Here is a 10,944-nt window from a genome sequence, read left to right on the forward strand (position 1 = left end):
CCTGGATCCGTTCGGGCTGAGAGAGGCGCTAGCCTCGTCTCGAAGCCTTAGCACCATGCCAAGGCTTCGAGACAGCGCTATCGCGCTTCCTCAGCCCGAACGGCATCGAAGTAACGACTGGATAAATCAAGCTTCTTATCCCGAACTCACGTTACTTAATGGCAATGTGTCGGGCATCCTCCCCATAGCCCTCAGGCTAAGGCTCGAAACTTAAAATTTGGCAGGGTCTGGCTCCCTCTCCCGCGAAAGGAATTTTATTAATAATCATATTCTTATCGCGGGAGAGGGCTGGGAAGAGGGTTAAGACCGATATTGGCCCTCTCCCTAACCCTCTCCCGCGTTCAACCGCAGTTCTATACACGAATTTCTAGCGCGGGCGAGGGAACTGAACCGTGCCGTTTGCTTCTTCTGAGCCTTAACCTGACGGCTATGGCATCCTCTGAGATGGAGGAGCTGAGTTAAGCATTACTCCACCGTCCCGCGGCTTGTCCGCGGGATCCAGGCTCGAAGTAAGATCTCTGGATCCCGCGAACAAGCCGCGGGACGGCGGAATTAGCGCTGCATCAAGGCTACACTGTTTAAATTATGGGCGAAAACGATTGTTTTCTTCTTCACGCTTAATTTCTGCTTCCGTATCTATAGGCCCCAGATTCGACTTTAGATTTTTCTCTACCTCAAGAGGCATATCGTTAGGATCATTGTTATTTTCCACACTGTCTTGCAGGCGCATTTCTGTGACTTCAGGAGCCTCAGCAGCCCATGAGCTTTTAAGGGATTGGTATAAATCTTTGAAATTAGTAAATACTGGCATAAATACACACAAAAAGGACTATTTCTTTAATTATAGCCCTTTTTTTAATATTCGCATTGTTTACAGGAAAGGTCTGACTCCATAATGATAAGGAAGAACGGCAGCCCTATACAGTGCGGTTCTTGCGTATCCATAAACGAATTTATTAAAGAAACGAAAATTATGGTTCTGATCTTCAGGATTGATATGGGAAAACTCCGTGTCCGCTTCACCGGCAAAGTTCAAAGCATGATCCAAAATCCCGATTTTACCCTGCTTTTTCTTAGTTGGTTTTAAATAAAAAATATCCCATTCCGATTTATGCAAGCCTAATTTGGAAACCGGATCATTGCCCTGCCGAATGACGCGTACATAAGGTTTATTTTTTATTGCAGACCACTTATCCAAATCATTATGATGTTTATAATGATAAAGACCGGCGGGATTATAAGCATGAACCTGTTTTATTTTATCTCCCTGATCAATACCAAGTAACAAGGAGATAGACCCGCCAAGACTGATACCCAAGGCATGAACCTCATGATTTTGCCGGGCTATCCAGTTCGCCAATACGTCACGCCCTGCCCTGTATAAGGCCTCACCCACCGTTTTATGTGCTTGCAAATCAGACTTTATCCCAAGCCAGCACCCCCAGTGGGTTGGATGGGGAGTGCCTATAAAAAGCAAGTGACAAGGTGCGGTTGAATGGTCGACCGGGACAAAGCCATAGGCATAATACAGGTCGCTTTTTTTGGTAAACCAATGAGATCCTTTTTTCGGGGAGGTCATTAGAATCGGTTCAATCCGGTACTCCACTTCTTCCCAACGCTGATTCTCTATCCATTGCGGGATGCGGAAGGTTTCACGGGAGTTTAAATCAAAATAAGGCAGGAACGTCATGCAATTGTTGAGAAAAATCTGCGCCTGGGTCAAATATTCCGGCTTTTGTTCCATCGCGGTCAATTGCCCAAACAAATGATGAAAACCTTCACGGTACACATCACGGACACATTTCAATAATTCCGGATTATTTTTAATCAACAAGGCTTTAAATACCGGTAAATGAAGAATTTTCCCCCAATGATTATGTGCTCCATCACATAACATGGCAAGCACATAATAGGCGTATTGCTCGTACGTACTTTGCGGCACTTCACTGGGTAAAAATTTAAGCGATGTACCATAAAATGAATTACCTTTGTTCTCCATAAACATCCTGTTTTAATGGAAAGGATAAATTTATCATATAGGATTTTGCAAAAAATTAAAATCCGTCAAGTGCAAGAGCCTTTGAATCATTGCGATAAGATTCATCCGGATAAATCAGCTCCGTCAGATTTTTAGAGCACCAGCGCATTGCGGCAATCACTACTTGCTTGTCTTTATTATGTTCCAAAGCCCATTGCGCATGCTCCAGCAACAGACTTGCTGCATAGGTTCGGGTTAAGGAAAAAGCAAAGCAACGGGCAGCCGCTTGTTGTTCTTCTTCGCTCATTACCGCCATTTTCTGGATGTATTCTTTTAGTTTTAGCAAAGCTGCCCTGACCGTTTCGCAAGAAGACTCAAGAGTCTGTTGATTAATCCGGGAAAGGCGTTGTCCTATATCATCAAGAAAAGGCAGGGCTGCATTTTCCTTACGGATTGCGCGCAAGGCATCAAGGCTGAGAATATTCGTTGTCCCCTCCCAGATAGAAAGTACCTGAGCATCACGTAATAATTTGGGCAAACCGGTATCTTCTATATACCCGGCCCCACCGAAAGCTTCGAGAGCCTCACTAACCAGGGCAATAGCCTGTTTCGCTGTATATAATTTGATGAGCGGGGTTAACAACCTTAAAATGGCCTGCTCCTCTTTGCTGGCTTCGTTAAGCTCCTCTTTACCCAAAAGCTCAACTGCATGAAATACGAGATGGAATGCCCCCTCAAACTCGACTTGCATCATAGCCAAAGTTTCCAAATGCAGGCTTTGCTCTGATAAAGAGCGTCCGAAAGCAACCCGTTTAGTGGCATAATCCCGCGCCAGAGCAAGAGCACGGCGCATGTAACCCACTGCGCAGCAGGCATTGTAAATACGCGTGATGTTAAATAAAGAAGAAATCTTTTTCACACCATCCCCTGCGCCACCAACCAGAATTGCCGATGCATTATCCAAAGTCAATTCTGCAGTAGGGAGAGCTCGAGTCCCCAGTTTTTCTTTTAAACGATTGATACGGATACCGTTCAATCGCCCTTTGGCATCCCGCAGTTCAAGATAAAATAAACTCAGCCCCCTGCTTCCCTCTGGTGCCCCCTCAATACGGGCGAGGGTCATAGCCATTTGCGATGTGGTTGCGGAAGTAAACCATTTGACTCCATGCAAGCGATAATGGGGGCCATCAGCTTTGGCAATGGTTGAGGTCCCACTGACATCAGAACCGCCAGTGCGCTCCGTCATCCATTGTCCTGAAGTCCAGAATTGCTCCGGATCAGAAGAAGTCAAATGCTTAAAAGCACGTTCCTTAAGTTCTTCATTGCCATAAAGCTCCAGTGCTCTCGCCGCACCATCCGTCATGGCCAGAGGGCAGGTATAAATTGCAGAGGACGGATGAAAAATATAAAGCCTGGCAAATTGGTGGATACGCGATAAAGCACCATGTTTTCGTTCATAAGCAAGAGTAATCAATTGTTCTTCGGCTGAAATTCGATCCAGCGCTTTCCATGCTGCTGACACTTCAATATGATCAATTCGTTTTCCCCAGGGATCATAGGGAATATGTTTGGGTGGTGATAGTTCCGCTTCCTGGCCTAATTGGTAGATATCTGTAACTACCCGCTGCCCCAGACGATGCAAGCCAGGTTGAATATCAGCCAGCATGGCAGCAGGAAGTTTCCATTCCAGATAAGACTTTAATACGCGGTCCTCTTCATACTGATTCCCAAGACAAGGTGGGGTTTGGAAAAAATCACTCATGAACGTTATCCCTATATAGTTCTCATTTATGCAAAATCATTGCTACTCTTAATTGTATATTCCTGATTACTTGAGACCAAATTCACCATGCTCACACATCAAATTGAACTGTTTTTACAATCACCTGCCTTCGCTGTTCTTGGTGCCTCATCAAACCGTGACAAATACGGCAATAAAGTATTGCGTTGTTATCAGCAACGAGGCAAGACCGTGTATGCCGTCAATCCTCGTGAACAACGAATCGAGGGTTTAGACGTCATTCCTTCAATCAGCGCCCTGCCTGATGAAGTCAACAGTATTTCCATTATTACCCCACCCGCTGTTACCGAACGCCTTGTGGCAGAAGCCATGCAAAAAGGAATCAGAAATATCTGGATGCAGCCTGGTGCAGAAAGCAGGAAGGCCATCCAATATTGCCTGGATCACAAAATGAACGTCATAGCAGGCGGTCCGTGCATCTTAATAGTAATGGGCTACGAAGAATAGCCTTCACTCGTCATCCTGAGCATCGCGAAGGATCTCCCGAGATTCAGGAGGTCCTTCGCGATGCTCAGGATGACGTATACTTTGCGCAATCAAACCGATGGGGGCATAGCACCCAATTGTTCCAATCCGAAGCTTGCCGGGTCAACTGGCGTTCTATCCATAGCAAAAAATCCAGTTCTGACTTTTCCGGCACTGATTATCGCCGAATCACCGGAATGAATTGCTAAAAGATATTGCTCATGGTTGGAATAGTCCAGAGTCAGAGTGCTCTCTTCGTTAATATTATAATCACTCAAGGTGTTATCATTATGAAGTAATGTTTCGAAATGCTCTGAATACATATCATCCAAATGCAAAACGAGAATTTGTTGATACACTTCCAAGGGCACATCTTCCAGAGGCTGTTCCCTGTTTTGATAGAGAAGAAGAAATAAATCACTGACTTTTGCGCCTGGTTCAATATCTACAGTAACAGCATCACCACCACCCTTTTTCCTTATAGTAAGTTTCATCATCAATCCCTGATTTTGAAAAACGTTTCATATTAATACCGTTTAAGCGCAGAGAAATCAACACCAGGTTTTTTAAAAACACGGAGTCACGGTTGACACATTCATAAGCATTTTGTTATATTGAAAAATTAAAGAACAAAATAGACACAAAAAGACATTAAATATGACTCATTGCCACAAGAATACAAACGCTCAATACCGTGCAGATTCATCTGCAGGTACAGTGCTGTGTGGTAATTTTTCAGCTATTGCCTCTTCTTCAATTATTATTATCTTGCCCTCATTACCCTAGAGTGGTCAGTTATTACTAATTCCCCACCCCTCTAGGGGTGAATAACGGGAATTTCAAACTGAACAGTCTGAGGTATGTATGTTAAATCAAAGAACCAATTTTTTACCCTTGATGATGTGGTTATTCCCTTTATCATTTTTTACGTTTCAGTTCATCCTGCGTCTGTGGCCGGGCTTGATGATGCAGGAAATCATGCTGCAATTTTCCATAGAAGCCGGCAGTTTCGGCATGTTGGCTGCCTTTTATTATTATGGCTATGCTGGCATGCAAATTCCTATGGCTTTGCTGCTCGACCGGTTTGGCGCAAGACGTATTGTATTCAGTTTTGCCCTCTTATGTGGTTTAGGCGCCTTACTCTTTACTTATACAACCAATTTTTATCTGGCCTTGCTCAGCCGGTTTTTAATTGGCGCAGGCTCTGCAGTGGGTTTTCTGGGAGTATCCAAAGTAGTGTCTGAATGGTTTAGTACCAGGCAGTATTCCAAAATGATTGGCTTTTCATTTAGCGTTGGTCTTTTGGGCGCAATCTATGGCGGCAAACCACTGACGCAATGGATCAAAGCTTATGATGGCCAACATGTTGGTTTTGCCCTTGCCCTGCTTTCTATGGCTATAGGTTTGGGGGCTTATCTGATTTTACGTTCCCCCAAAGGACTTAAAAAATCGGCTGAAAATAAACTGAGCCTGTCACACTGTTCTGTTTTATTTTCTTCATGGGTTATCTGGGCTCTGGCTTTGGCTAATTTATTAATGGTAGGAGCGCTGGAAGGCTTTGCTGATGTTTGGGGCGTGCCTTATCTCATGACTGCCTTTGATTTTAGCAAGGCAGATGCGGCTTTACTCATTTCCTTTATCTTCGTGGGAATGCTTTTTGGCGGCCCAATGTTGGCTTTCCTTGCTAAAAAATGGGGAAATTATCTGGTCATAGGTGCTTGTGGTACTGGTCTGGCCTGTGCTTTTGCCTTGTTACTTTCAAATACTGTCAGCAGCTGGTGGTTATTAAGTGCCTTGTTTTTTATGGTAGGCTTGCTGTGCTGTTATCAAGTCATAGTCTTTGCCGCAGGGGCTGAATTGGTTGCGCAGCACTATTTGGGTATTACTGTGGCGTTCTTAAATTGCATCAATATGTTCGGTGGTTCCTTTTTTCATACCTTAATCGGAAAAATCATGGATTTGACCTGGACGGGGACTTATACAGCTGATGGGCTTAAACAGTATACGCTCGACTCATTTCAACATGCGTTAATGGTTGTACCCGTCTGTGCCCTTTGCGGTACTGCTCTGCTTTATGTGATTCAGGCTAAGGCAAAACATCGGGTTGCAGAACAGGCTGTTTGTAATTCACTTTCAGGAGCTTAATCATGGAAAAGGTGTTTTGGGCAGATCCGTATCAAAAATCATTAAACACGCAAGTCGCTTTGGTGAACGGCAATGAAGTTCTGCTGGAAAAAACAATAGCCTTTTCCTTTTCAGGCGGTCAGGAAAGTGACAAGGCATGGATTAATGGTATCGAAGTGCTCAGTTCCAGAATAGAAGGAACACTTATTTATTATCTGCTTCCGGATAATCATGGTTTGGTTGTGGGTGATGTGGTACTCATGACTATTGATTGGCCGAGACGATACCGGCTCATGCGACTGCACTTTGCCGCAGAATTGATATTGGAACTGGTAACCCGCTCTTTTCACTTTGAAAAAGCGGGAGCTCATATTTCTGAAACCAAAGCCCGAATTGATTTTAAATCAGAGCATAATATCTCTGCAATTTTTGAACAGATATTAAGTGAATACAATGCGATAATCAAAGCTGATTTGCCTATTGATAAGGGCTATCATGATGAGCCCAATCAACGCCGCTTTTGGCGCATTGAAGGTTTTGCCGAAGTACCCTGTGGCGGAACGCATGTCAAATCAACAGCCGAAGTTGGTTTGGTGCATCTGAAACGAGCTCATCCAGGAAAGGCATTGGAGCGCATAGAAATAAGGTTGGCTACGGATTCGTAGTCTTTACGGTGCGTAGCCCGGTCTGCTTGCAGCCGGGAAGCGAACCACTCCGATTCTTCTACACCTCTTGATCCACGTCGTCCTGAGCGCGTCTTTTTGCGCGAAGGATCTCCAAATACTGGCACCATGCCGCGCTCAGGACGACGTAGGAATCATTGGCCTATCGCCCACTTTCATCTGCGATCTGTGCTACATTCAACTCAATATTTCTGGCAATAACATCCAGATTAAGGCCGTTATCACAAATATTAAAAGGTTCTTCCAATTCTTCGGAAAGAATTTCCAATCCTAATAAAATATAAACAATCATCAGCATCATAGGGATGATCAATACTCCAAAGGTATTCAACCAGCCAAAAGGGAACATCAGCGAATAAAAGAGCAGTGCCTGTTTTACGAAAAAGGCGAAAGCCGGCGGCATTCGCGTATTGGCAATGCGCTCACAACCACCAATCATGTCGATGATATTACCCAGATTCGTCTCCAACAAGGCACATTGTTGCATCCTGTCGATACTGCCATCGCGAAATTGATTAATAATGGCGTACATGCGTTGGGTAACCAACACTACGGGATGCAATGAGGTAAAATCCTCAAATCCCAGTGCTTTTAACTCATGGGAAATTATTTTATTATCTTTACGCAAATTCGCCTTCACAATTACAGGTAATTTGCTCAACAACTGAAAAAATTCAGGATGCTCTTTTAATCCAAAATAAGTGTCGAACCGTAAAGCAAGATTCCTGCAATTATTAACAATAGAACCCCATAAAGTGCGTCCTTCCCACCAACGCGCATAGCTGGAATTAACCCTGAAACTGATAACAATAGTCAGGATAAAGCTGAAAATAAGGTGAAATTGTCCCAGATTGTGGCGTGTGATATTTAAGAAACCAATCAGTATTTCATAGACCGTCAACACCACCATAATCGGCAGTAATTTACGAAATACCTTTTCTTTATAAAATAAAAAAAGGTGAGGTACCCATGTTAAAAGATTATGCGTTTTCTTCCCCATTAGTCCCCCAAGAATTCAAAACGTCCTTTTAGAGATTATCCAAGAGTTATCCTTAATAATCAATTAAGATAAGTCGTTTTTCCCCAAAGCAACGCCGTTCTTACCACTCAGCTTTACCATTCCCCGATCTACGTCGTCCTGAGCGCGTCTTTTGGCGCGAAGGATCTCCAAATATTGGCACCATGCCGCTTTCAGGAGATCCTTCGCGCCAAAAGACGCGCTCAGGACGACGTATAAATCCCCGCTCTTTCCCCAACATCCGACTCAAAATGATGATTCATCATCTTGTGTAAGTGTTTAATGCGCTCCCTTAAAATAGAAAGTGCCTTACCATAGCCTATTGGATGATTCTTTCCGCTCCAATGATGCGTTGTGGCATCTGTATGGGCTTTTAATGGTTGTCTCAAATCCTCCACCGCCTGCTTGTAAGTAGGATCATCAGGATTGACCACTTTGAAAAAGCCGGACGCTAATGGCCGAATCACACTGATATCCATATTCATTAATGTAAACTCAAGATCTTCTACGCGGCGTGATTTAAAAATCGATTGAATTTCCTTGAGGCAATCCTGATTTTTAGCCAGGAGTGCGGCACATTCTTCGTGGTTAACAGGAGTAACGGTGAGCTGCTTATCCATAGCTTTTCTCATATAGAAAGAATTAGCTTTTTCTGGCTCAGACAAGGTACGGCGAAAATTCCAGGTTTGCTCATTGTCCAGCGTTAAAACAACTCTGCCATCATCAGCAACGAGGCGCATGGCTTTTGTTTTTCCATGATAGGCTAAAAAGAACTTATTTAAATATTTTTCAAGGGGAGTCTTATTGTTCTTTGCCAGTTCTATTTGTTCCGGTGTCAAAACCAGGGTACCTAAAAGGGCTTTAGGCTCACCATCTACACTGCCAATGAGATCTTCATCTCGCTCTCTGTGATAGTGTAGTCCCCAGGCATCTACGGCATGAATGCGCAGATGTTGAGGTGTTTCGCCAGCATGCCTGAGGACCAAATAACAAGGTTCTGCATCAGTAAGAAAGGGATTAAATTCTTTAAGTTCTAATGTAACTCCCCAAAAAGAGCTTTTTCGAGTAGTGCAGTTATAGTGTAACTTTGTAGTTTGCGGCAGTTCAGAATTAAAAGGAAAAGCGATTTTTGCGACAGGTTCGACAACTGCGGGACAAAATCCCCAATTACTCTCAGCAATGTTTTTAAAATAATACCCCTCTCCCAGTAAAGGATGCTTCCCCTGAATGCGTAACTCCCGTGCCTCATCCCCTTGCCCCGTCAAACGGATGCATACCTTGTGGGTGAGATTAGGGTTGATGGCACTCACATCATGTTCAACCCATCCATTCAAAGGCATTTTTCTCACGCCAAAGCCGAGGAAAAAGCTTCCATCCGGCCCCTCTGGAGGATGAACAACCGGAACATCAGTGTATCCCACTTTCAACCCCGGGCAGCCTCCATTAATTTCATAATCAATCATACGGGTATAAAAATGCAGCTTGCCTTCAGCATCTACAGCAGATAAAAATACGGTAGACCCAGCCACACTGATGGATTGTCCTTGCATGCCTTCAGGAACCAGAAAGCCGCGGGAAAAACTGGCCGGTAGCCCTGTATCCCAATAGAGGATTTTTTTTCCGTCTTTATGTAAAACATAGATAGTGGCAGTAAAGCCAAAGTCAAAATGAACACCATTCGCATCACTGAAATACCTGACAATTTCCTGGGGATTGATAAAATCAGTGCGCCGGGTTTCTGGCTTGACACAGACGCTGCAGCTTAAAGCCCAGTCTCTGTATTCTTCAGGAAGAAAGAGCTTGTCATTACCCCAGAAATCTGGAGCCCCTAAAAGGCTGTCCCAATAGATTGGCCGAGTAAAATCTGTTGGTTTGTAAAGATAAACCCGCCGCAAATTAGAAACAGCCGCAACAATGCCACTGGCCACACCCATCTCAACAAGTTCCTCTCCTGGCTCAAGTAAAGAGCGCAACATTTTGTCATAGGGAATACCGCAACCCTCTAAGGGTTTCCATTCAAGAGCATCTGGTTCGCCTTTAGTTGATACAAGATCTCCCCCGACAAAATTTTTGGGATCAGAGGATGTACGAGACCGAATAAAAATCTTCCCATTCGCTAAATAATAATCAAAGTCCAGGGTACTGCCTGAATGAAGAGTGGAAATAGGGGACATGGAATCAGGCAGAGCGCCGTCTGAATGAGGGTTTGGCATGTTGTACTCCTTAAAAATTTTGCATATATAGCGTCCAGTGTTCTATATGTTTTTTGTTGTGAGTATGGGGTAAGCTATATCCTCCGCGGTTACAGAAAAAGGTTGGAGAGCCGATAAGGATCAGGCAAGACGCCTTTCGACTCCTGTTCAATGTATTAAAGTGTTGATTAGGAAACAAGGGCTTGGAGAAAAAATAACCTGACACATCATCCAGTATGGCACTGAATCTACAAAACTAACTCCTCTACACATCTTCACGTCGTCCTGAGCGCGTAGGCTCGAAACATAGAATGGCCTTGATGCAGCGATAGCGCTGAGTGATCCTCTCATAATTTTAATCTCGTAAAAAGATGTAAATAAACAGGATGATCAGCGCNAGTAGCCCCTCCACCTCCGGGGGAGGGTGCCCGACAGGGTGGGTGGGGGGATCAAAAAGAGAACTTATTTAAGGTAAAAAGGTCTAAAATAACATGGCCTATTTGATAGAAACTCCTTTTTTGATCCCCCCATCCGCCCTGTCGGGCACCTTCCCCCGGAGAGGGGAAGGCGATCCTGCATAGTTCTGAGTGGTACTCAATATGAGAGGATCACTCAGCGCTATCGCTGCATCAAGGCTACAGTTTTTTATGTGGTTCTGAGGATGACACGACTCAGATTTCTCC

At 44.2% G+C, this 10,944-nt stretch carries 9 protein-coding genes; 3 read left to right on the plus strand and 6 right to left on the minus strand.

The genetic code is table 11. The annotated features are described in order from the left end of the window. Positions 1-583: 583 nt before the first annotated feature. From B094_RS0104155 to B094_RS0104165, 3 genes are read right to left on the minus strand one after another with little or no spacing between them, the layout of a single operon-like run. Positions 584-811: a hypothetical protein gene (locus B094_RS0104155; RefSeq protein ID WP_018576541.1), complete on the minus strand. Its 228-nt coding sequence runs from the start codon at positions 809-811 to the stop codon at positions 584-586. Between the two features lie 60 nt (positions 812-871). Further along, the gene (locus tag B094_RS15705; protein ID WP_018576542.1) at positions 872-1,999 is read right to left on the minus strand and encodes a hypothetical protein; all 1,128 of its coding nucleotides are present in this window, start codon (positions 1,997-1,999) and stop codon (positions 872-874) included. 55 nt (positions 2,000-2,054) lie between these two features. Next, on the minus strand, positions 2,055-3,740 hold the full coding sequence (locus B094_RS0104165; RefSeq protein ID WP_018576543.1) for an acyl-CoA dehydrogenase family protein: 1,686 nt from the start codon (positions 3,738-3,740) through the stop codon (positions 2,055-2,057). Between the two features lie 87 nt (positions 3,741-3,827). Between B094_RS0104165 and B094_RS0104170 the strand changes: the two genes are divergently transcribed. Then, the gene (locus B094_RS0104170; RefSeq protein WP_018576544.1) at positions 3,828-4,226 is read left to right on the plus strand and encodes a CoA-binding protein; all 399 of its coding nucleotides are present in this window, start codon (positions 3,828-3,830) and stop codon (positions 4,224-4,226) included. A gap of 89 nt (positions 4,227-4,315) precedes the next feature. Here the strand turns inward: B094_RS0104170 and B094_RS0104175 are convergent, their stop codons facing one another. Then, the gene (locus B094_RS0104175; protein ID WP_155823588.1) at positions 4,316-4,741 is read right to left on the minus strand and encodes a ubiquitin-like domain-containing protein; all 426 of its coding nucleotides are present in this window, start codon (positions 4,739-4,741) and stop codon (positions 4,316-4,318) included. Positions 4,742-5,108: 367 nt separating this feature from the next. On the opposite strand from B094_RS0104175, the gene B094_RS0104180 reads away from it, so the two are divergent. Then, on the plus strand, positions 5,109-6,389 hold the full coding sequence (locus B094_RS0104180; protein ID WP_018576546.1) for an MFS transporter: 1,281 nt from the start codon (positions 5,109-5,111) through the stop codon (positions 6,387-6,389). 2 nt (positions 6,390-6,391) lie between these two features. Continuing rightward, positions 6,392-7,033 carry an alanyl-tRNA editing protein gene (locus B094_RS0104185; protein ID WP_018576547.1) on the plus strand — a complete coding sequence of 214 codons (642 nt, stop codon included), beginning with the start codon at positions 6,392-6,394 and terminating at the stop codon, positions 7,031-7,033. A 160-nt stretch (positions 7,034-7,193) separates the two neighbouring features. Here B094_RS0104185 and B094_RS0104190 read toward each other — a convergent pair whose 3' ends face one another. Both B094_RS0104190 and B094_RS0104195 read right to left on the minus strand, forming a co-directional pair. After that, on the minus strand, positions 7,194-8,051 hold the full coding sequence (locus B094_RS0104190) for a bestrophin family protein (protein WP_018576548.1): 858 nt from the start codon (positions 8,049-8,051) through the stop codon (positions 7,194-7,196). 221 nt (positions 8,052-8,272) lie between these two features. Beyond that, positions 8,273-10,282: a hypothetical protein gene (locus B094_RS0104195; protein ID WP_018576549.1), complete on the minus strand. Its 2,010-nt coding sequence runs from the start codon at positions 10,280-10,282 to the stop codon at positions 8,273-8,275. Between the last annotated feature and the right edge of the window lie 662 nt (positions 10,283-10,944).

The sequence above is a fragment of the Legionella shakespearei DSM 23087 genome (assembly GCF_000373765.1).
Taxonomy (GTDB): domain Bacteria; phylum Pseudomonadota; class Gammaproteobacteria; order Legionellales; family Legionellaceae; genus Legionella; species Legionella shakespearei.

Coding starts and splice junctions, on each gene's coding strand:
- B094_RS0104155 (WP_018576541.1), bottom strand. CDS start 811: ATGCCAGTATTTACTAATTTCAAAGATTTATACCAATCCCTTAAAAGC.
- B094_RS15705 (WP_018576542.1), bottom strand. CDS start 1,999: ATGGAGAACAAAGGTAATTCATTTTATGGTACATCGCTTAAATTTTTA.
- B094_RS0104165 (WP_018576543.1), bottom strand. CDS start 3,740: ATGAGTGATTTTTTCCAAACCCCACCTTGTCTTGGGAATCAGTATGAA.
- B094_RS0104170 (WP_018576544.1), top strand. CDS start 3,828: ATGCTCACACATCAAATTGAACTGTTTTTACAATCACCTGCCTTCGCT.
- B094_RS0104175 (WP_155823588.1), bottom strand. CDS start 4,741: ATGATGAAACTTACTATAAGGAAAAAGGGTGGTGGTGATGCTGTTACT.
- B094_RS0104180 (WP_018576546.1), top strand. CDS start 5,109: ATGTTAAATCAAAGAACCAATTTTTTACCCTTGATGATGTGGTTATTC.
- B094_RS0104185 (WP_018576547.1), top strand. CDS start 6,392: ATGGAAAAGGTGTTTTGGGCAGATCCGTATCAAAAATCATTAAACACG.
- B094_RS0104190 (WP_018576548.1), bottom strand. CDS start 8,051: ATGGGGAAGAAAACGCATAATCTTTTAACATGGGTACCTCACCTTTTT.
- B094_RS0104195 (WP_018576549.1), bottom strand. CDS start 10,282: ATGCCAAACCCTCATTCAGACGGCGCTCTGCCTGATTCCATGTCCCCT.